This is a genomic window from Ruegeria sp. BHSB056 (assembly GCF_059613305.1).
This window is the reverse complement of sequence record NZ_JBXWSG010000027.1, coordinates 20,267-41,550: the sequence shown is the minus strand read 5'-3', so window position 1 is coordinate 41,550 and position 21,284 is coordinate 20,267. Positions and strand designations below refer to the sequence as shown.

Annotated in this window: 22 protein-coding genes; 5 read left to right on the top strand and 17 right to left on the bottom strand. The window is 57.9% G+C overall.

Going from position 1 to position 21,284, the window contains the following annotated elements:
- The 8 genes from ytpR to AC2FND_RS09225 all read right to left on the bottom strand — a co-directional run.
- A partial coding sequence (ytpR, locus tag AC2FND_RS09260; RefSeq protein WP_496769313.1) for a YtpR family tRNA-binding protein occupies nt 1-1,066 on the bottom strand: 1,066 nt, incomplete at its 3' end.
- 78 nt (nt 1,067-1,144) lie between these two features.
- On the bottom strand, nt 1,145-1,951 hold the full coding sequence (locus tag AC2FND_RS09255; RefSeq protein ID WP_480622971.1) for a CE1 family esterase: 807 nt from the start codon (nt 1,949-1,951) through the stop codon (nt 1,145-1,147).
- 312 nt (nt 1,952-2,263) lie between these two features.
- Entirely contained in the window at nt 2,264-2,833 is a 570-nt protein-coding gene (locus AC2FND_RS09250; RefSeq protein WP_480554260.1) for a hypothetical protein, read from the bottom strand.
- A complete protein-coding gene (gene pheS / locus AC2FND_RS09245) occupies nt 2,830-3,903 on the bottom strand; it encodes a phenylalanine--tRNA ligase subunit alpha (RefSeq protein ID WP_496769312.1) in 1,074 nt (357 codons plus the stop codon). The genes AC2FND_RS09250 and pheS overlap by 4 nt, the downstream gene beginning before the upstream one ends.
- 71 nt (nt 3,904-3,974) lie before the next feature.
- Nucleotides 3,975-5,345, bottom strand: a complete 1,371-nt coding sequence (locus AC2FND_RS09240) for a glutamate--cysteine ligase (RefSeq protein ID WP_496769310.1) — start codon at nt 5,343-5,345, stop codon at nt 3,975-3,977.
- Between the two features lie 66 nt (nt 5,346-5,411).
- Entirely contained in the window at nt 5,412-5,939 is a 528-nt protein-coding gene (locus AC2FND_RS09235) for a hypothetical protein (RefSeq protein WP_496769308.1), read from the bottom strand.
- Nucleotides 5,936-6,709 (bottom strand): GNAT family N-acetyltransferase, encoded by a 774-nt coding sequence (locus AC2FND_RS09230; protein WP_496769306.1) that lies wholly within the window; start codon nt 6,707-6,709, stop codon nt 5,936-5,938. Before AC2FND_RS09230 ends, AC2FND_RS09235 begins: the two co-directional genes overlap by 4 nt.
- A gap of 68 nt (nt 6,710-6,777) precedes the next feature.
- Nucleotides 6,778-7,503 (bottom strand): 16S rRNA (uracil(1498)-N(3))-methyltransferase, encoded by a 726-nt coding sequence (locus AC2FND_RS09225; RefSeq protein ID WP_209506655.1) that lies wholly within the window; start codon nt 7,501-7,503, stop codon nt 6,778-6,780.
- A gap of 11 nt (nt 7,504-7,514) precedes the next feature.
- Between AC2FND_RS09225 and ubiA the strand changes: the two genes are divergently transcribed.
- From ubiA to AC2FND_RS09210, 3 genes are all read left to right on the top strand, one after another.
- The gene (ubiA, locus tag AC2FND_RS09220; RefSeq protein ID WP_496769304.1) at nt 7,515-8,477 is read left to right on the top strand and encodes a 4-hydroxybenzoate octaprenyltransferase; all 963 of its coding nucleotides are present in this window, start codon (nt 7,515-7,517) and stop codon (nt 8,475-8,477) included.
- 64 nt (nt 8,478-8,541) lie between these two features.
- Nucleotides 8,542-10,461 (top strand): OmpA family protein, encoded by a 1,920-nt coding sequence (locus tag AC2FND_RS09215; RefSeq protein ID WP_496769302.1) that lies wholly within the window; start codon nt 8,542-8,544, stop codon nt 10,459-10,461.
- A 1-nt stretch (nt 10,462) separates the two neighbouring features.
- Nucleotides 10,463-10,783, top strand: coding sequence for a hypothetical protein (locus tag AC2FND_RS09210; RefSeq protein ID WP_209506658.1), 321 nt, complete (start codon nt 10,463-10,465; stop codon nt 10,781-10,783).
- Nucleotides 10,784-10,838: 55 nt separating this feature from the next.
- On the opposite strand, the gene AC2FND_RS09205 is transcribed toward AC2FND_RS09210, so the two are convergent.
- From AC2FND_RS09205 to pgsA, 3 genes are read right to left on the bottom strand one after another with little or no spacing between them, the layout of a single operon-like run.
- On the bottom strand, nt 10,839-11,282 hold the full coding sequence (locus AC2FND_RS09205) for a molybdenum cofactor biosynthesis protein MoaE (protein WP_496769300.1): 444 nt from the start codon (nt 11,280-11,282) through the stop codon (nt 10,839-10,841).
- Nucleotides 11,283-11,285: 3 nt separating this feature from the next.
- The gene (moaD, locus tag AC2FND_RS09200) at nt 11,286-11,531 is read right to left on the bottom strand and encodes a molybdopterin converting factor subunit 1 (RefSeq protein WP_209506660.1); all 246 of its coding nucleotides are present in this window, start codon (nt 11,529-11,531) and stop codon (nt 11,286-11,288) included.
- Between the two features lie 3 nt (nt 11,532-11,534).
- A complete protein-coding gene (pgsA, locus tag AC2FND_RS09195) occupies nt 11,535-12,203 on the bottom strand; it encodes a CDP-diacylglycerol--glycerol-3-phosphate 3-phosphatidyltransferase (RefSeq protein WP_480506643.1) in 669 nt (222 codons plus the stop codon).
- A gap of 174 nt (nt 12,204-12,377) precedes the next feature.
- Here pgsA and AC2FND_RS09190 point away from each other — a divergent pair, with 174 nt between their 5' ends.
- A complete protein-coding gene (locus AC2FND_RS09190) occupies nt 12,378-13,262 on the top strand; it encodes a DMT family transporter (protein WP_496769297.1) in 885 nt (294 codons plus the stop codon).
- Here the strand turns inward: AC2FND_RS09190 and uvrC are convergent.
- The 6 genes from uvrC to AC2FND_RS09160 form a co-directional block, all read right to left on the bottom strand.
- Nucleotides 13,259-15,121 (bottom strand): excinuclease ABC subunit UvrC, encoded by a 1,863-nt coding sequence (gene uvrC, locus AC2FND_RS09185; RefSeq protein ID WP_209598714.1) that lies wholly within the window; start codon nt 15,119-15,121, stop codon nt 13,259-13,261. The two genes, AC2FND_RS09190 and uvrC, sit on opposite strands and share 4 nt — an antisense overlap.
- Before the next feature lie 290 nt (nt 15,122-15,411).
- Nucleotides 15,412-16,191, bottom strand: coding sequence for an SDR family oxidoreductase (locus AC2FND_RS09180; RefSeq protein ID WP_496769296.1), 780 nt, complete (start codon nt 16,189-16,191; stop codon nt 15,412-15,414).
- Nucleotides 16,192-16,212: 21 nt separating this feature from the next.
- Entirely contained in the window at nt 16,213-17,175 is a 963-nt protein-coding gene (locus AC2FND_RS09175; RefSeq protein WP_496769315.1) for a calcium/sodium antiporter, read from the bottom strand.
- Between the two features lie 171 nt (nt 17,176-17,346).
- The gene (locus AC2FND_RS09170) at nt 17,347-18,144 is read right to left on the bottom strand and encodes a S49 family peptidase (RefSeq protein WP_496769294.1); all 798 of its coding nucleotides are present in this window, start codon (nt 18,142-18,144) and stop codon (nt 17,347-17,349) included.
- A 114-nt stretch (nt 18,145-18,258) separates the two neighbouring features.
- A complete protein-coding gene (locus AC2FND_RS09165) occupies nt 18,259-19,020 on the bottom strand; it encodes an ABC transporter permease (protein ID WP_209598717.1) in 762 nt (253 codons plus the stop codon).
- The gene (locus tag AC2FND_RS09160) at nt 19,017-19,946 is read right to left on the bottom strand and encodes an ABC transporter ATP-binding protein (RefSeq protein WP_480869882.1); all 930 of its coding nucleotides are present in this window, start codon (nt 19,944-19,946) and stop codon (nt 19,017-19,019) included. The genes AC2FND_RS09165 and AC2FND_RS09160 overlap by 4 nt, the downstream gene beginning before the upstream one ends.
- Before the next feature lie 170 nt (nt 19,947-20,116).
- Between AC2FND_RS09160 and AC2FND_RS09155 the strand changes: the two genes are divergently transcribed.
- On the top strand, nt 20,117-21,205 hold the full coding sequence (locus tag AC2FND_RS09155) for a CaiB/BaiF CoA transferase family protein (protein WP_496769292.1): 1,089 nt from the start codon (nt 20,117-20,119) through the stop codon (nt 21,203-21,205).
- Nucleotides 21,206-21,284 lie beyond the last annotated feature (79 nt).

The window sequence follows — 21,284 nt, the reverse complement described above, 5'->3', positions numbered from 1 at the left end:
TGAGCGCACGGCCTGTGAGCGCAATTTGCACATGATCCCAGAACGCGCTTTCGAGGAAAACGTTTACCGTTTCCTCGGTACATCCGGTTTCCTCACCGCCCATGATGCCCGCAATCGATTCCGGGCCCTTGTCATCCGAAATCACCATCATTCCGGGTTGCAGCGTGTATTCTTTTTCATCCAGTGCGACCAGCGTCTCGCCGCCTTTGGCGCGGTGCACCCGCAGGTTGCCCTGCACCTTGTCGGCGTCGAACACGTGCAACGGGCGGTTGTGATCGTAGGTCATGTAATTGGTGATATCCACCAGCGCCGAGATCGGACGCAGACCTATGGCCTTCAACTGATCCTGCAGCCATTGCGGGCTGGGGCCATTCTTCACGCCACGGATCAGACGGCCGGTGAAATGCGGCGCGCCATCCAGCGTGTCTTCGTCGATCGTCACCTTGATCGGGCAATCGAAATCACCCGGAACATGCGTATAGTCACGCTGCTTCAACGTGCCAATTCCACGCGCGGCCAGATCGCGCGCAATCCCTTCAACCCCCAGCGCATCCGGGCGGTTCGGAGTGATCGCGATTTCGATCATCGGGTCGACTTTGGAAGGGTCGTTTTCTGCAAGCCAGTCCACAAATGTATCACCCACTTCGCCCGAGGGCAGTTCGATGATGCCGTCATGTTCATCCGACAGTTCCAGCTCACGCTCGGACGCCATCATGCCACAGCTTTCGACACCGCGGATCTTGCCGACGCTGATGGTCAGGTCCAGGCCAGGGATGTACATGCCCGGTTTGCAGACCACGACCGTGATCCCTTCACGCGCATTGGGTGCACCGCAAATGATCTGTAGCTCGCCCTCGTCTGTATCGACCTTGCAAACGCGCAGCTTGTCTGCGTCAGGGTGTTTTTCGGCGTGTTTCACATAGCCCAGCGTAAAGCCTGCCAGCCGTTCGGCCGGGTTCACGATCTCTTCGACCTCAAGCCCGAGATCGGTCAGCGCCTCGGCGATTTCATCAACCGAAGCATCAGTGTCGAGGTGGTCTTTCAGCCAGGACAGAGTGAATTTCATTGCACGGGGCCTTTTTTGGCGAACATTCAGTCGGCACAGGCAATGGCAAAGAATGCGCCGGGGTGCAAGCTCTGCGCGTCACGGATAGGTGGGGGTGCGGCCCAAAAGCTCATCCAGCTGCCATCCGATCCAGCCATGGGGGATGAAATGCCCACCGGGATGCGTGTCCAGCGTCACCTGCCCCTGCGCGCAATCGGTCCATTCCACTCGTCTGAGCGTCAGGAACGGTTCCACACTCCAATCACCGCGCGGAGTCGCTGCACCGCAGCCATATTTCTCACGCCACAGCGCCACCGGGTATGTCATGTCGCCACCCGGACCAAACGGGAAATCCATTACCGTGTCATCTGTCCCATGGACATGCCGCGCCTCTCGCGGGGCTTGCGGGCAGGTCTCGGTCTGGCGGAGTGTTCCCGCCACACCCAGCAGTGCCGCGATATCATCGCCGGTTTCGCAGACAAAGCGCCACGCCATCGCACTGCCAAAGGAATAGCCTGATACATAGATGCGGGTCGGGTCTATCGGATAGCGCCTGGCGATATCCTCAAGCACCCGGTCGGCAAAAGGCACATCATCCGAGCTTGCGGACCAGAAATCCCAGCTTTTGCCCAAACCGTTCGGGGCCACCAGCAGCACACCCCGACGCTTCGTGGCCCCGGCAATCCGTTCGTGGTTCACGACCACGGCGCCCTGCCGGGACCAGCCATGGAAATGCAGCAGCACCGGCAGAGGTGTTTCACCATCCCAGCCATCAGGTTCAAGAACGTGATACGAGCGGTCGCCAAGATCACAGGCAATATCGCCGTGGCATTCGGTTTTCCAGGGACCCATGGCAAAGGCGGGCGAGGCAATTAACAGGAGAGGGCAGAGCAATCGACAGATCATGCGCCCGACCCTAACGAGGCATTCCGCCGTGTCACTTAACATATCGGTGTGGTCCGAACGCAGGCCGCGCTTCAGCCCGGCACCCACCCATCGCACATGGCGGGCTGAAGCCCGCCCTACATAAGGTCAAAACATCAAGCCGCGCTATGAGCAGACCGCGGGATGGCGATCCTTGGGTTGTGGTGGGCAGTTTATGCGGGCCAAGTCCGAGCGCTGTTCGAGCGTTGCACTGTCGGGGACAAATCGCCAACCCGTGCGGGTGGTCTGGCGATAGCGCGGTGGCCTATCGGCCTTTGCTCCGCGCCGGGACATCTAACTGCGTTTGCTAGCCAAAATCGCGAGGTCTAAATTGAAGCCCAGCTTTTCCCCGTTAAGTTCACTTCTCGCGGCGTTAACAGCAAGCTGAAAATCTCTGTTTGCTGCCCGAATTACATCTGAAAACTCATCGACACTAACATCGTCTGTTTCGTGCTTTTCGGACATTTTATTCGCGAGAATTGAAGCTGACTTGTATAGCGCCCACATTGCTGCCGCTGTTTTCTGGTCAGCAAAAATCAGAACTTCGTTTAAAGCTGATTTACAATCTGCAAATGCCTTGAGTTTATCATTTTGGCTCTCGTAAAGTCTTTGATTGACGATAAGGTCGACGCTTTTGAGATAGTCCCGATAAACTGATCGCTTTTCTTCATCGATCTTAATGTCACGGTCTTTATCTTTTTGAATAGGGTAGATTTTCTTAGCGATGTGTAGTGCCGTTAGAGCCGCAACAAGCGCCGCTAGTAGAGTAAGGATCCCTTGTATAACTCGAGGGTCGAGACTTACGATCCAATGGAAATCACGGCACACGTTCTCGCACGCCGTGATCACCTCAATTTCGCTCACCGCGACAAACCACCATGCAGGTTCGGCATATCCAGCGCCGCGAACCCATAGTGGCGCAGCCAGCGCAGGTCAGAATCAAAGAACGCCCGCAAATCCGGAATGCCGTATTTCAGCATCGCCAGACGGTCGATGCCAATCCCGAATGCAAAACCCTGATAGACCTCGGGGTCGATCCCTCCAGCGGCGATCACCTTGGGGTGGACCATGCCGGAACCAAGGATTTCCATCCAGTCGTCGCCCTCACCGATCTTCAGCTGACCGTTATCCCACGAACAGCGGATATCGACCTCGGCCGATGGCTCGGTGAAGGGGAAATGCGAGGCGCGGAAGCGCAGTTCGACATCGTCGACCTCGAAGAACGCTTTCACGAATTCTTCCAGAACCCATTTCAGGTTCGCCATCGAGATGTCCTTGTCGATGGCCAGCCCTTCGACCTGATGGAACATCGGCGTGTGGGTCTGGTCGTAATCGGCGCGGTACACGCCGCCCGGACAGATGACGCGGATCGGTGCACCCTGCTTTTCCATCGACCGGATCTGTACCGGCGAGGTATGGGTGCGCAGCACGTGCGGCGGGCGATTGTCGCCTTCAGCGCGGTGCATATAGAACGTGTCCATCTCGGCCCGTGCGGGGTGGTGACCGGGGATGTTCAGCGCGTCGAAATTGTACCAGTCGTCTTCAACACGCGGCCCTTCGGCCACCGAGAAGCCCAGTTCAGCAAAGATCGCGGTCAGTTCCTCGGTCGCCTGGCTGATCGGGTGGATTGACCCCTGACGGCGCGGGCGGGTCGGCAGGGTGACGTCCAGCCATTCGGTCCGCAGGCGCTCATCCAGTGCAACATCGGCCAGCGCGGCTTTTTTGGCGGACAGCGCCGAGTTAATCTCATCCTTCAGGGCATTCAGCGCCGGGCCTGCGACCTGACGTTCCTCGGGCGTCATCTTGCCCAGCTCGCGCATCTTCAACGCGACCTCGCCTTTTTTGCCAACAGCCGCGACGCGGATCGCCTCAAGCGCGTTTTCGTCGCCTGCCTGGGCGATTTGGCCCAGATACTTTGCCTTAAGATCGTCCATGACGGCCCTCTGAATTTGGTCGAGAACCTGCTATCGGCCCCGCCCCGCGAATGCAAGCGGGACGGTGCGCATCAATAGCTGTATTCGGGATAAATCCGGGTCAGGTCTCCATTCCAGTCGCCATTGTAGTGTTCCAGCAACTCATCTGCCGGAACCTTGCCGGTGTCGATGCTTTCCTTCAACGCATTCAGGAAATGCGTCTCATCCGGGACCAGCCCACCAGCACCGGGGCGCGCGCGGGCTTTCAGGCCCGCCTCGGAGATCGCCACGACTTCACGCGCCAGATCATGCATGTTGACGTTGCCAACCTGCGCCTGAAGCCCGTCTTTAGCCGCCGCAACACGCAGCCCCTCGCGCGTTTCAGCATCCCAGCCCTTGACCAGATCCCACGCTGCATCCAGCGCGGTTTGGTCATAGGTGAGCCCAACCCAGAAGGCCGGCAAGGCGCAAAGCCGTCGCCAAGGGCCACCATCCGCACCGCGCATCTCCATGAACTTCTTGATCCGCGCCTCGGGGAAGGCCGTCGTCAGGTGATCGGCCCAATCCGACAGGGTCGGCGTTTCTCCCGGCAATGCAGGCAATTCACCCTTGAGGAAATCGCGGAACGACATGCCCAGCGCGTTGATGTACTGACCATTGCGGTAGACAAAATACATCGGAACATCGAGCGCGTATTGGACATAGCGTTCGAATCCAAAGCCATCCTCGAACACGAAGGGCAACATGCCCGTGCGCGCATCGTCCAAATGTCGCCAGATATGGCTGCGCCAGCTTTTCTGGCCGTTCACTTTACCTTCGAAGAACGGAGAATTGGCAAACAGCGCCGTCGCTACCGGCTGCAATGCCAGCGCCACGCGCAGTTTCTGTACCATGTCGGCTTCGGACCCGAAGTCGATATTAACCTGAACGGTACACGTCCGCCGCATCATGGCGCGGCCCATGGTGCCGACTTTTTCCATATAGTCGTTCATCAGCCGATACCGCCCCTTGGGCATCAGCGGCATCTGGTCATGCGTCCAGATCGGCGCCGCGCCCAGACCGATGAATCCCACACCGATCTCATCGGCGATATCCTTCACCTCGCGCAGGTGAGTATTCACCTCATCGCAGGTTTCATGGATCGTCTCCAGAGGGGCGCCCGACAGCTCCAGCGCGCCACCCGGTTCAAGGCTGACATTTGCGCCGTCCTTTTCCAGACCGATCAGATGACCGGATTCACGGACCTCTTCCCAGCCGTGGCGATCCCGCAACCCCTCCAACACGGCGACAATGGATCGCTTTCCTTCAAAAGGCAGAGGTTTCAGCGTGTCCTTGCAATAGCCGAATTTCTCATGCTCGGTGCCGATGCGCCAATCTTGCTTGGGTTTGCAACCCGATTCCAGATATTCGGCCAGTTGTTCATGGCGTTCGATCGGACCGCCGCCGGACTGAGGGATGGACATGAACCGTGCTCCGATCCTGCTGTGTCTGTTTTGAAGGTCAAGTCGTGGTCGCAAATGGCGTCAGTGTCAATGCAACGGCAAATGCGTCGGACGCGACGGTGTGCGTTCCCAGATAACGACCGGATGCCGCGATTTGCCGTTGAGTTCCGACAGCATTTGCTCGGTTTTGAGGCCCGGCAGGTTTGAGAATACGTCGAACAACGCCTCGGCTCCTTCTGCATTCACAGGAATGTGAAGCGCAGGCTGGCCCGGCTGATCCAGAACCCAATGTGCGGGGTCGGAGGTCGGGTCAAGAGCCAGACGCTCAATTTCGCGGGACGCGACGATGCCGCCATCCAAGGGGCCCAGATAAGTGATCTGACCTTCATCAATCGTCACGACACCTTGCCCGCCCACACCTGTTCTGAAGCGCGCGCGCTGTATGCCGATCACGGCCAAAGCCGCTGACACGACAATCAGGAACCAGCCTATCCAGGCCAACAGTCCGCCCGGCCCGCTGATCCAGCTCAGACCAAGGATCAGGACAAAAGCCGCGACCAGAACCTCGCGCCAACGCCAAAGCGCCAGTTTTGCTTCAGGTCGGATGAAACTCATGAGAGCACCCTTTGCGGTTCCTGAAGCAAAGCGACCTTGTACCAACCCACCTGTTGGAACCCAATCGCCTCATAGGCACGAGCGGCAGGTGCGTTGTTCGCAAACAGGATCGCTGCCGCCGCGCCCTCGGATTTTGCTTTCTGCATCAATGCGGTCGTGACCCGTCGACCCAGGCCGCGATTTCTGTTTTTTCGTGGAACAAAAACACCACCGACCTGAATTTGGTCGTGAACCCTGGCATTCACTGACGCCATGGCAACCGGCGCGTCGCCTTCCATCAGGACAATCGCCCTTCCTGCGGTCAATTCCGCCTCGACGCGCTCTGCGGCCAGCTCACGCGCCTCTTCGCCCGCGGCCTGTCCGGTATCTTCGATGTAATCCGTGAACCAAGCGTGCAGTCTTGCTCGATCCTCGGCGCGCAAATCGCGATAAGGAACAGGTGCCTCGGTCAGACCGTGCAGGTCACGTCGATAAAGCGGTTCATCGTGATTCAACCGGTACTTCGCCTGCCCCAAGCCCAGAGCGCCCAACGTCACCTCGACCTGATGTGCATCCCCCGTCATACCCAAAACGGTTTCGTCTTCGATCATCCGCGCGAAACACTCGGCAGCTTCGGTTTCGGCGTCGGGCAATTGAACCATCAGATAGCCCTTCTTGCTGAGCCCGAAGGCACCTTGAACCCGGTCCTCACCCCAGATGAAGTAGCGGCTGGAATACTCATTCGCATTCAACCCCACCCCATGAGCCGCCAAATTGCTACGCAAAAACATTGAACTGTCAGGGTAGCGGGCCAGAAACCTCTCAAGCGCCGGGGCATCCGATTGAACCGCCTCGCGAATCACGACCAATCCCCCAATGCCTGCTGCCACATGGTCAATGCGGCCACCGCCGCTGTATCGGCCCGTAGAATACGCGGGCCAAGACTGACCACATGCGCATAGGGTAAAGCCGACAGCCGTGCACGCTCAGCGTTGGAAAACCCGCCTTCCGGGCCGATGAGAATCGCCCAGGGGCGCCCTTTTTCGTTCGCTGCCAGCCGCAGGGCCGAGCCGACCTCGGCTTCGTTGCAGAACATCAACTGCCGCCCTTCAGGCCAGGTCTTCAGCACACGGTCCAGCCGCTGAAGGTCTGCCACCTCGGGCACGTAGGTTCCACCGCATTGTTCAGCTGCTTCGATTGCATGAGCCTGAAGCCGGTCTTGCCGGATACGGTCTGCGTTGGTGAATTCGGTCTGAACTGGCAGGATGCGAGCCGCGCCCATTTCAGCGGCTTTTTCTACAATGAAGTCGGTGCGCGCCTTTTTGATCGGCGCAAACAGGAACCACAGATCGGGGGGCAGCTGCAAAGGTTTGGTTTGCCTGATACAGGTCAGAGCGCCGCCACGCTTTCCCGACTCGGCGACCTCGGCCAGCCACTCTCCATCCTTACCGTTAAACAGCGCCACTGCTCCGCCAACCGGCAGTCGCATGACGCCAAACAGATAGTGCGCCTGATCGCGCGTCAAAGGAACCGATTGCCCCTGACCCAAGGGCTGCTCTACATACAGTCTGATTTTCGCACTCATGAGACCTACATATGCAAGGCAATGCCCCAACACCAGATGGTCAAGTCGCCGATGCCGTCACCGGCAATTGGGTCGACACCCATGCCCCAGCCTTTGCCCGACCGTATTTGCGCCTCAGCCGCGCGGACCGGCCCATCGGCACATGGCTGTTGCTGCTTCCGTGTTGGTGGGGGCTGGCGCTGGCCATCCTGCATGACGGCCAACCCCGTTGGGAAGATCTGTGGATTGCCCTAGGCTGCGCATTCGGAGCTTTTTTGATGCGAGGTGCCGGTTGCACGTGGAATGACATTACAGACCGGGAATTTGACGCACAGGTTGAACGCACACGATCACGCCCGATACCGTCGGGGCAGGTCAGTGTCCGGCAAGCTGCGGCCTGGATGATACTGCAAGGCCTTCTGGCGCTTGGCATTCTTCTCAGCTTCAATCAGGCGGCAATTGCCATGGGGGTGTTATCTCTGCTGCCGGTGACCGTTTATCCGTTTGCCAAGCGGTTTACCTGGTGGCCTCAGGTTTTTCTGGGGCTGGCCTTCAATTGGGGCGCATTACTGGCCTGGACGGCGCATAGCGGGTCGCTCGGCTGGCCTGCTGTCACGCTGTACCTGTCCGGCATCGCCTGGACCCTGTTCTATGACACGATCTATGCACATCAGGATACCGAGGATGATGAACTGGTCGGCATCAAATCCACCGCGCGCCTGTTCGGCACCGACACGGCGAAATGGCTGAAGTATTTTTTGGTCGCAACAGTATCGCTGATGGGGCTGGCCATTATTGATGCCGGGGTGCCTGATGCATCGATTCTGGCGTTGGGGATCGCGCTGTGCGGTCCCTGGGCCATGGGCTGGCACATGATGTGGCAATTGCGCGGGCTTGATACCGAAGACAACGCCAAGCTGCTGCTGCTGTTTCGGGCCAACCGCGATACCGGCTTTATTCCGCTGATCTTCCTCTGCGTCGCCTTGCTGCTCTGATTGCACCCGCTGAACGGGGCCTGTAAAGATCGGCACAAACGCCTGAGGAGTGTCAAACCCAAACATGCGTCTGCCGTATTTTATCGCTGTTTCCCTGATCTTTCTTGTATCAGCCGGCCTGTCGCTTCTGGCAGCCAGCTATGCCGTTACCGAGATCGAAGAATCATCGGAACTTGCTGTACGGCGCTCGCTGGACCTGAAAGGACATGATTGGGCCGAGGTCGAAGCCGATGGTTTGCGGGTGGTCCTGACCGGCACAGCGCCAGATGAGGCGACCCGCTTTAACGCACTGACCGCCGCGGGAACCGAAGTTGATACATCCCGCGTAATCGACGAAATGGAAGTTATCGCAACTTCCGCCCTCGCAGCACCGCGCTTTTCGGTAGAAATCCTGCGCAATGACAGTGGAATATCGGTGATTGGCCTGATCCCGGCCAGTGAGAACAGGGACAAGCTGATCCAACGGCTTGGCAATCTGGACAGAGCTGTTGCCGTTTCGGACCTGATGGAAACAGCAGATTACCCAAAGCCCAATGGGTGGGATGCTGCAATTTCTTACGCGTTGGAGGCCCTGACCCACCTGCCCCGCGCCAAAATTTCCGCCAGCCCGGATCTGGTCAGGATCACGGCAATTGCCAACAGTCAGCAAGAAAAACAAAAACTGGAACGCGACCTGACGCGTACGGCACCGCCCAGCCTACGGGTTGGGCTGGCGATTTCAGCACCTCGCCCCGTCGTCACGCCTTTTACTTTGCGTTACCTGATCGACGAAGAAGGTGGGCATTTTGACGCCTGTTCCGCCCAGGATGAGAAGGCACGTGACCGTATCGTGGCCGCCGCGAAAAACGCCGGGTTGACGGGGGCTTATTCCTGCACCGTCGCCTTGGGCGAACCATCGCCACGCTGGCCAGAAGCAGCCGAGAAAAGCATTCAGGCGCTGTTCAGGATCGGTCAAGGATCGGTCACCATGTCAGACGCGGACATTACCCTGATCGCCGCCGAAGGAACCGATCCCGTGGTGTTCGACCGGGTTGTGGGCGAGCTTGAAACCGAGCTGCCTGCGGTCTTCGCATTGCACGCCGTTTTGCCCGAGCCTGAAACAACGAACGCAAATGGCCCGGTCGAGTTTTCGGCCACCCGCAGCCCTGAAGGGCTGGTGCAATTGCGCGGACGGCTGGGTGATGAAACTCTGCGCGACATGGTCGACAGCTACGCGCGCGCGGCTTTTGGGTCCGATCAGGTATATACCGCCACCCGCATCGTTTCGGATCTTCCAGCGGATTGGCCGGTACGTGTTCTGGCCGGTCTGGAGGCTTTGGGTCAGCTCCACAACGGCGTATTGACCGTCACACCCGATACGGTCGAGCTGATCGGCCTCAGCCACGAAGAAGACGCCAAGGCCCGTATCGCAGGTCAATTGTCCGACAAGTTGGGCGAGGGGCAGGAATACACCCTGACCATCACCTATCAGCCCCCACCGGAACCCGAGGACGCCCTGCCCGACCCGGAAGTCTGCGAAGCCCAGATCGCCGAAATTCAGGCCACCAGCAAGATCGCCTTTGAGCCCGGATCGGCCACGATTGCATCAGACTCGCGCGATGTGGTGAACCAGATTGCGGATATCCTGCGCGACTGCGGTCCGATCCGAATGGAGATTCAGGGCCACACAGACAGTCAGGGCCGCGAAGAGATGAACCAACAACTCAGCCAGGCTCGGGCACAATCCATCCTGAACGAATTGCGCGGGCGGCGCATTCCGACCAGTAGCTACACCGCTGTGGGGTATGGGGAAACGCAACCCATCGCTGACAACGATACCGAAGAGGGCCGGGAAGAAAACCGCCGGATCGAGTTCCGTCTGATCCGCCCTGAGCCTGTTGCGAGTACCGAAACAGGCCTTGAAGCACTCGAGGTCGAGGCTGCGACATCCGCAGAGGACCAAACCGACACGACCGCACTTGGTGCGGATGCAGGGGACCAGTAAGTTGAACAGAACAGAATTCGTCATTGTCACTGCCATTATCCTGTTCGCAGCCTTCTGCATGGGCTGGTTTGCCAATTGGCTGGCGCATCGCCTGTCCCGCGTACGACAAAGCGACGTCGCTGATCTGGACCGGATGAGTCAGGAGTTGCACGAGGCCGAGGAAACCCGCGATCAGGCCATCACCTATTTGCAGCAACGTGAAGCCGAATTGACGAACCAGCTGACCCAGACAGAAGCCGAGCTGGCAGCCGCGATGGATGGCCTTCGGGCCGCGCGTCAGGAGGCCGAAGAAATGCGCGGGCGGATCAACAACGCGGATTGAACGCACGGCCATGCACGGGCGCCCAAGTTTGCAAGTATAAGCTGGCGCTAAGTCACTACCACCGGGTCAGCGCGTCTTCGTCTTCATCTTTGGCAGCAACCCATTCCGCACCGGATCTGGTGATTTCCTTCTTCCAGAAGGGTGCGCGGGACTTCAGATAATCCATCAGATATTCCGCTGCCTCAAAAGCATCTTTACGATGCGGCGCGGCTGTCGCCACCATCATGATCCTGTCCCCCGGCGCCAGCTGGCCATGGCGGTGAATCACCAGAACGTCACCCAATGACCACCGTTCCTTGGCTTCCTGGGCAATCTTGGTCAGGGCCCGTTCCGTCATACCCGGATAGTGTTCAATCTCCATCACATCCAGATCACCGCTTGCCAGGTCGCGCACAACGCCAGTGAAAGTGACAATGGCTCCGTTGGCATCATCCCCAGCAGCAAATGCGTTGGCCTCGGCTCCCAGATCGAATGCTTCCTGCTGAACGGCGATCCGCATCGCTCAACCGCCTGTCATTGGCGGAAAAAATGCCACTTCCCGAACGCCCGACAGCGAGGCGTCGAAGTCCGACAACTCCTGATCCAGTGCAACGCGTAGAGCAGACAAATCGGCAAATGCCGCGGCATAGCGTTCTTCCCGAGCGCTCAACTCGGCCACCAGATCATTGACAGTGACTGCCTGCGTCTCGACCTTTTCCTTTGGCAAACCGATACGTTCGCGTACCCATGCAAAATACAGCACATCCATCCCTCAGATCTCCTTCAGATGTGGCATGGCTTTACGTAGGTAATCATAGCCGGTGATCAATGTCAGCGCCGCCGCAATCCACAGCAACCACAGCCCGACTTGACCCGACCAGAACATGCCGTTGATGTGCCAGCGCAGGTGGTTCACGTCTTCAACCTTCCCCACGATGATCTGTTCCACCAGCTCGGCATCCATACCGAAACTTGCCATCACGGCATAGTGTTCAAAGATACCCTGCGAGAACAGTACCGCGATGGCGATCATCTGCGCTGTTGTTTTCCACTTGGCCAGCTTTGTAACCTTCAGCGTCCCCGCCACATCGCCCAGATATTCGCGCAGGCCCGAGACAAAAACCTCGCGGAACAAGATCACGGTGGCCGGTAGCACCAGCCATGGCGTCCAGTGTTCGGTCGAATAGCCAACCAGAATCATCAGCGCGATCACCACCATTGCCTTGTCGGCAATCGGGTCCAGCATCGCGCCCATCTTGGTTTCCTGTTTCCACGCACGGGCCAGATAGCCATCGAACCAATCGGTGATCGCCGCCGAAAGGAACAGGATCAAAGCGAACCAGTCCGCATAGGGCCGGGTGAAGTACAAAAACATAACGGCCAGACCAGGCGCAGCCAGGAGGCGTAGAACCGTAAGGATATTGGGCAAATTCCACTTCATGGCTTGGACCCTATATCGACGGTTCAAGACAGAAAAGACAAACCGGTAAAAAACTACATCACTCACAACAGCTTGGTCAAAGCGCCGCAGGTCCGACGCTTTGGACCTGGTGCACTTGGCGTTTCACGTCTTTGCGGTCAGATTATCCGTCGACTGCAAAGCGGAACGTACAGGATGACAGCGCATATTCAAACCGACGCCCGGTCGAACATGGTCGGCAGCCTGTGGATGGTGGCGGCAATGGCGGGCTTTGCGCTGGAGGATGCGTTGCTGAAAGCAGCATCCTCCGCACTTCCGATCTGGCAGGTACTGGTGCTGTTCGGGACGGGCGGGTCCGTAATCTTTGCCGCGCTGGCGTCAGCTCGTGGAAAACGCCTGATACACCCAGACGTTCTCTCCCGCCCGATGAAAGTTCGGGTGCTGTTCGAAGTCTTTGGTCGGTTGTTCTATGTGCTCGCCATCGCGTTGACGCCCTTGTCCTCGGCCACGGTGATCCTGCAAGCGACGCCGTTGGTTGTGGTCGCGGGCGCGGCATTATTCTTTGGTGAAACGGTTGGTTGGCGGCGATGGAACGCAATTTTTGTCGGTATGATCGGCGTCGTCATTATTCTGCAACCGACCGGAGACAGTTTTTCACTGCTGTCGATACTGGCCGTGCTGGGTATGTTGGGGTTCGCAGGGCGTGATCTGGCCAGCCGCGCGGCCCCTGCCACACTTGGAACCGAAGTTCTGGGGTTTTATGGTTTCCTCAGCATTATCGTCGCGGGTCTTGCCTATCGGACGTGGGAAGGCGCCCCCATGACACCGGTTAGCATGCACACCAGCCTGCATCTGACGGGCGCGGTTCTGATGGGCGTCATGGCCTATGCCTCGCTCATGAACGCAATGCGCACGGGTGAAGTGTCTGCCGTGACCCCGTTCCGCTATACGCGACTGCTGTTCGGTATCGGGTTGGGTATCGCCCTGTTCGGCGAAAGCCTGGACCGTACCATGTGGGTCGGCAGCGCGCTTATTGTGGCCTCGGGCCTGTATATCCTGTGGCGGGGGCGACAGGTCTAACCCTTGTCGTGGAAGAAATCATAGACTTTCTGAGCCAACCCGGCCGAGATCCCCTCGACCGCTTTCAAGTCCGCCAGATTGGCCCGGCTTACCGCTTTGGCGCTGCCGAAGTGAGTCAGCAAGGCGCGCTTGCGTGCTGCGCCGACACCTGGGATTTCATCCAGCGGCGTGGCACCAACGGCCTTGGCGCGTTTCGCACGGTGGGTGCCAATGGCAAAACGGTGCGCTTCGTCCCTTAGCCGTTGAACAAAGTACAAGACGGGATCGTTGCGTTTCAGCGCAAAAGGGCGCTGGCCGATCCGGTGAAACTCTTCCTTGCCGTGGTCACGGTCGACCCCTTTGGCAACACCGACCATCGGAATGTCTTCGACCCCGTGGGCCTGCATGATCTCGTGCACGGCGCTGACCTGTCCGGCACCGCCATCGATCAGCAGAAGGTCGGGCCAAAGCCCTTTGTCCCGGTCCGGATCTTCTTTTTGCAGGCGGGTGAAGCGACGGTTCAGAACCTCTTTCATCATGCCGAAATCATCACCCGGCGTCAGGTCATCGCCACGAATATTGAACTTGCGATAGGCGTTTTTCATGAACCCGTCGGGCCCTGCCACGATCATGCCGCCAACTGCGTTGGTGCCCTGAATATGAGAGTTGTCGTAAACCTCGATCCGACCGGGCGGGCCATCCAGATCAAACGCCTCGGCCACACCGCGCAGCAACTTGGCCTGAGTCGCGCTTTCCGACATGCGCCGGGCCAGAGACTCTCGCGCATTGCGCAATGCACCTGCAACCAGTTCCTGTTTCTCCCCACGCTGCGGCACGAGAAGCTCGACCTTACGACCAGCTTTTTCCGTCAAAGCTTCCTGCATCAGATCAGCGTTTTCGATCCCGTCCGACAAAATCAACTGCCGCGGCGGTTCCTTGTTGTCGTAGAACTGACCAAGGAAAGCTTCCATCACCTCGGCCGGAGATACATCTGGTCCTACACGCGGGTAAAAATCCTTGTTGCCCCAGTTCTGGTTGGCACGGATGAAGAATACCTGAACACAGGCCTGCCCGCTGTCCATATAAAGACCGATCACATCCGCCTCGGTTACACCGCGCGGATTGATACCCTGTGAAGTTTGAACCTGCGTCAGCGCACGGATACGGTCGCGCAGACCGGCGGCGCGTTCGAACTCCATGGCCTCGGACGCGGCCATCATCTGTTCAGCCAGTTCCTCTTGCACCTTGGTCGAGCGCCCCGACAGGAAACGTTCTGCATCCTTTACGCTTTCACTGTAATCCTGTTCCGAAATCAAACCGACACACGGCCCCGAGCACCGTTTGATCTGATAGAGCAAACAGGGCCGCGTACGGCTGTCAAACATGGAATCCGAACAGTTCCGCAGCAGGAATGCCTTTTGCAGCTGGTTCAACGTGCGGTTTACAGCACCCGCGCTGGCAAACGGCCCGAAATAGGCGCCTTTTTCCTTCTTGGCCCCGCGGTGTTTCTTGATCTGAGGAAAGTCATGATCCTTGGCGACCAGGATGTTTGGAAAGCTTTTGTCGTCCCGCAGCAGCACATTGTATTTCGGTTTAAGCTGCTTGATCAGGTTCTGCTCCAGCAGCAGCGCCTCGGTTTCGGTTCTTGTCGTCAGAAACATCATCGAAGCGGTCGAGGCAATCATCTTCTCGATCCGGCCCGAATGACCCGGCCTTGCATAGTTCGATACCCGCGCCTTCAGGTTTCGCGCTTTGCCCACGTATAAAACCCGGCTTTCGGCATCCAGCATCCTGTACACCCCCGGTGAGCTGTCCAGCGTCTTTGCGTAACGCTGAATGCAGGCATAACCGGTCGGGGACGATTCACTGTGGGTAGTCATGGGTTTCCGATATGATTCTCTTTTACTGGCTGCAATCTTGCGGGCCTCAGATCAAGAGAAAACAAATCCACGATTCCTGTGGATAAGTGTGAAGATAAGTTTTCACTGTCTTAGAATTTCCCTTGTTTCATTACCACTTCATCAACCTGCACAAAAAATAGGCACATTATCAAGCTATTGATTTTGATAGTTATTTTTTCAAGCATTTAGCAAGTGTATGAAAAAAAAGACATTTTTGTAACACGTAGGTAACATGAACGTGCGCGGTGCAAAACTTGCAGCGGAAATGCTCATTCCACACCCAGAACATCCGGTGTTTTCCACCCCAGGTGCTGACCGCCATCCACGCATATCAGTTGTCCCGTTACCGCGTGCGCATCCAGAAAAAACCCCAATGCGGCAGTGATATCCGATGGATTTGACCCGCGTTCCAGAACAGTATTCGATCGTTGCGCCTGGAAATGCTCGGCGCTTTGACGATGCCCCTGTACCGTCGGGCCAGGCCCAATGGCATTGACCCGGATTGCCGGGGACAGCGCCTGTGCCGAGGTACGGGTCAGCGTCCATAGCCCCATTTTGGCAATGGTGTAAGACATGAACTCGGGTGTCAGCTTGCGTACACGCATGTCCACCATGTTGATGATCAGACCGGTCGCAAGGGGTTCGCCATTTTCGTCTGTGTCCGGGGCCAGCCCCTGCCCGGCCATGGCTTGGGTCAAAACGAACGGTGCGCGCAGATTGCTGTCGAGATGGCGGTCCCAGCTTTGACGGGTCGCGGTGTGAACACTGTCATATTCAAAGATTGAGGCGTTGTTCACCAGACAGGTGATCGGCCCGCCCAGAGCCTCGGCTGCTTTGGGCAGCAGGTCCTGCACCTGTGCCTCGTCCAGCAGATCAGCCTGCAAGGCCACCGACCGTCGGCCCAATGCCTGAACCTCCGCCACAGTCTCGTGCGCGGGGCGTTCTGAGGACGCATAGTGAACGGCGACATCATATCCGCGTCCGGCCAGATAAAGCGCCATGGCCCGGCCAATGCGAATACCGGCACCGGTCACCAAAGCTCGGGTCATGCTTCACCTCGTTTTGTCAGATCACACCAGCAATACAGTGATATAAAGCGCATAAAGGAAGGTCAGTACCAGACCCCAAACGCGAGAGATATCCTGCTTGAAAAGAACAAAGGGAACCAGAAGCAGCGAAGCGCTCAGCATGACCCAAAGGTCAAAATACAGGAAACCGGGATCAACCGGGATACGCCCGAACCAGGTTGCGATCCCGATAATGGCCAGCAGATTGAACATGTTCGAGCCGATCACGTTGCCTAGGGCCACATCGGCCTGCCGGCGCAACGCGGCCATGACGGTTGTTGCCAGTTCGGGTAAAGACGTTCCAACCGCAATCAGGGTCAGACCGATAACCGTCTCACTGACACCATAGGTCCGGGCGATGACCGTCGCATTTTCCACCAGCAGGTGCGCCCCCATTGGAAGGCCTACAAGGCCTAGGATCAGGTAAACCGATACCTTCCAGTAAGGCATGTCAGGATCGGCTTCTTCCAAGCCTTCAAGGTCGTCGTCATCGGCACAGGCTTCCCCACAGGCCTTGCGGTGCGCCTTTGCTTCACGAAAGGCATTCATCAGAACCAGGCCCAAAGCCGCCAGCAGGATCAGGCCGCTGACGACGGTGAATGTTCCACAAAACGCCAACCCTATGAACAGGGCCGTCGCCATCAGCATGAAGGCATAGTTCCTACGGCTGTCGCACTCGCTGGTGTGGATCGTTGCCAGCATCGCTGGAAGGCCAAGAACCAACAGGATGTTGGCCGTGTTTGATCCGACAACATTGCCCAGCGCGATACCCGGTGCGTGTTCCTTGACGGCGCTGATAGCAATCAGCAACTCGGGCGCGGACGTGCCGAAGGCCACAATCGTAAGGCTGACGATCAGAGCCGGGACACCTAAACGCAGGCTCAGGTTCACTGCGCCACGCACCAAGGCATCGCCTGCCAGCAACAGGATCAACAAGCCAAGACCAGACAGCAGCCACGTGGTGATCAAGCCCGGCCTCCTTTTTCACAGGTACAGGGGGCCTTTCCGATGCGATACCGACCGCATCGCGGACATTTTGCCGAGCTCAGCTTTTTCTGCCCGGGAAACCGCAACTTGCCGAACATTGCCAATACGCCCATAGCGATCAGAAAAAGAGTGACAGCCTTTACGATCACGTCACAAACCGAAACGCGCGTAGGCTGCCCGCTCCTCTAACCCTGCGATAGCATCCTGCGCCAGGCTGGCCCCAAACCGGGTCCAGATCGGTTTTTTCACGCCATAGCGGCGAAATTTGACCTTGTCACCGAAACGGTCCTGCAACTTTGGCTTCAGATGGGCGATGCCGTCGATAAGCCCCAGTTCCTGCGCGCGGCGCGCCAGCCAGACCTCGCCCGTGAACAGATCAGCTTCCTGATTCAGCTTGTCCCCGCGCCGATCTTTGACATGCGCAATGAAATTCTCGTGGATATCGCCCAACAACCCTTGCAGGCGGGCCACATCCTCTTTCTTTTCTGGTGAAAACGGGTCGAGCATGGACTTCGATTTCCCAGCGGTATGGACCCGCCGCTCAAACCCTTGCCGCGCCAGAAAGACATGCGCGCCAAACCCAGCCGAGATCACACCGATCGATCCCAGTACGGAACTGTCATCGGCCCAGATCTCATCCGCTGCGGCGGCCAGCCAATACCCACCGGATGCAGCGACGTCCTCGACAAAAGCGAAAACTGGCACGCTCAGTTCTTCTGATAAACGTCGAATGCGCGCACCGATCATTGAACTTTGGACAGGGGATCCGCCTGGTGAATTGATCTCAAGCGCCACGGCCGCAGGTTTTCCCTTGCGAAAGGCTTTCTCGAGAACCGGCGCCAGCGTGGCGTCATTCAAGGACCCGCGCCCGGCCATTCCAATGGCGCCGGACAGGCGGACGATGGCCACACAGGGATGTTTTTTGACGAACGGCAGGCTGAGCTTCATGGGTGCCGATGTAGAGTGCCGCCATCCCGTAAACAAGGGACTCTTCGAACCTTGAACGCGACGTGAACCAGATTCACACACTCGATGGGCAAAAATGCAACGCACCGGCGTGGGTTAGCTGCGAATGCGCCAGCCGGTTTTGAAGATCCAGCCAATGACCGCCAGACACACCCCGGTAAAGGCTATGATGGCCAGCAAACTCAGGGCAATGGGCACATCCGCAAGCCCGAAAAACGACCAGCGAAACCCCGAAATCAGATAGACGACCGGATTGAACAACGTGATCGTCTGCCACAGAGGCGGCAGCATCGAGATTGAATAAAACGTACCGCCAAGGAAGATAAGCGGCGTGACCACAAGCTGCGGCACCAATGACATCTGTTCAAAATTACTGGCCCATATCCCGATGATAAAACCCAGCAACGAGAAGCTGAGACATGACAGGATCAAGAACGCCGCCATGGCAAAGGGATGTTCGATCCGTATGTCGACGAAAAAGGTCGACGTGGCCAGAATGACCAACCCCACGAACAGCGCTTTGGTGGCCGCCGCACCGACATACCCAATCACGATTTCGATAAAATTCACCGGCGCCGACAACAGCTCGTAGATGGTGCCCAGAAACTTTGGGAAATAAATTCCGAAAGACGCGTTCGAGATCGAAAGCATCACCACAGACAGCATGATCAAGCCCGGGACGATGAACGCGCCGTAGGATACACCCTCGACCTCCTGAATTCGACTGCCGATGGCGGTGCCAAATACCACGAAATACAGCGAAGTGGAAAGAACCGGTGACAGGAAGCTTTGCGCCAGGGTGCGAAAGAAGCGGGCCATTTCGAACCGGTAGATTGCAGCGATTGCGGTCCAGTTCATGCCGCCTCTCCGGATACCAGATTGACAAATATCTCCTCCAGGCTCGATTGCCGTGTCTGCACATCGCGCAACACCAGTCCGGCCTGCGACACGTCATTCAACAGGGTCGTTATCCCCGTGCGATCCGCATGGGTATCGTAGGTATAGATCAGGCTATCCCCCGCGCCGTTGAGGGTCAGATTGTGGCTGGCCAAATCATCGGGAATCTTGGCGATTGGCTCGGTGAGCATGACGACAATCTGCTTTTTGCCCATCTGCGCCATAAGCGTGTCTTTGTCCTGCACCAAAAGCAACTCACCCTTGTCGATGACGCCGACGCGATCCGCGATGGCTTCTGCCTCTTCGATGTAGTGGGTGGTCAGAATGATGGTGACACCGTCCCGTTTCAGCTCGGCCACGATTTCCCACATATCCTTGCGCAGCTCGACATCCACACCTGCCGTCGGTTCATCCAGAAACAAAACACGTGGTTCATGCGCCAAGGCCTTGGCGATCAGCACGCGGCGTTTCATGCCGCCCGACAACTCCTTGATAGGGTTCTTGCGCTTGTCCCATAGCGAGAGCTTGCGCAGAATGCCCTCGATCCGGGCGTTGTCTTTGCCCAGCCCAAACAACCCGCGTGACAGCCGAACTGTGTTCCAGACCTTTTCAAACGGTTCCAGCGCGATCTCTTGCGGGACAAGCCCGATCATCCTGCGCGCTGCGCGATAGTCCGACTGAATGTCGTGCCCGCCGACTGAGACCGTGCCGGATGTTGGCGTGGTTATTCCACAGATCGTCGAGATCAGAGTGGTTTTTCCCGCCCCATTCGGCCCCAGAAGCGCAAGAATTTCGCCTTCTTCAATGTCCAGAGACACACCTTTCAGCGCCTCGAACCCATCGGCGTAGGATTTGCGCAGATCTCTGATGGATAAAATGGTCGTCATATCCGCTCCCCGTTCTGGCCCAAACCCTATCGCCCCGAACACAGGGATAACAGGCCCATTCCGCACCATGTGATGAACAACTGCCAGAAGGAAGACCGCCCGCGCCAGCAATCATCCGGCTTGCAATCCCGACACCAGCCAGCAAACTCTGCCGGGAATGGAGGGCCCTGATGCTGAACGGAATACGTGTTGTCGAACTTGAAGGTCTGGGTCCCGGCCCGTTTGGAGCCATGTTTCTGGCAGATCTGGGCGCTGACGTGATAACAATCCATCGCAAAGGGGGCGCCACGACACCGGGCATGCCGGAACGTTCCCTGCTGGATCGTGGCAAAAGATCCATCGCACTTGATCTGAAGGACGCCAATGATCTGGATACCGCGCTTCGCCTTATTGACACAGCCGATGCGCTGATCGAAGGATTCCGCCCCGGTGTGATGGAAAAACTGGGGCTCGGCCCGGATGCCTGCCTGACCCGCAATCCAAAACTGGTCTATGGGCGCATGACGGGCTGGGGGCAGAATAGCCCGCTGGCCGACACGGCGGGGCATGACCTGAATTACATCGCCCTGTCCGGAGCGCTCTGGTATGCATCACATCCCGGCCAAGCACCGCAGACACCGCCAACGTTGGTGGGTGATATCGGCGGTGGGGCCATGTATCTTGTGGCAGGCGTTCTGGCAGGGCTCATCAATGCGCAACGCACTGGCGCAGGTACTGTCGTTGACGCGGCAATCTATGACGGCTCGGCCCATATGATGAACCTGTTGATGACAATGCGCCAAACCGGCAACCTGTCTGAAACCCGGGGTCAAAGCCTGTTGGACGGTCCCCACTGGAGCAGCACCTACGCCTGCGCCTGCGGCGGCTATATTTCCGTGCAATGCCTCGAACCAAAATTTTACATGCAATTTCTGAACTTACTGGGCCTCACAAACGATACCGAGTTTCAACGGCAATACGACCGTGATCTGTGGCCTTCGCTTTCACGCCGTCTGACCGATATTTTCGCCAGTCAACCACGCGACCATTGGGAGGCCCTGTTTCAAGGAACAGATGCCTGCGTTGCCCCAGTTCTCAGCCCGGACGAAGCTCGCTCACACCCGATGAACACCCATCGCAACTGCTGGCAGGATTTTGACGGCGCATTTCAGGCCGCCGCCGCCCCACGGTTTTTAGGCCATGACTGGACCCCGAAACCCAGCCCCATGCGCGGCGAGCATACTAAAGAGATTCTCGCAGAGCTTGACAGCCTGCGCTGATCCGCACTTCATCTGGCCCGAAATATCCCGGGGGATGAATTGGCCGCAGGCCAAGAAGGGGGCTGGCCCCCTTTAACCT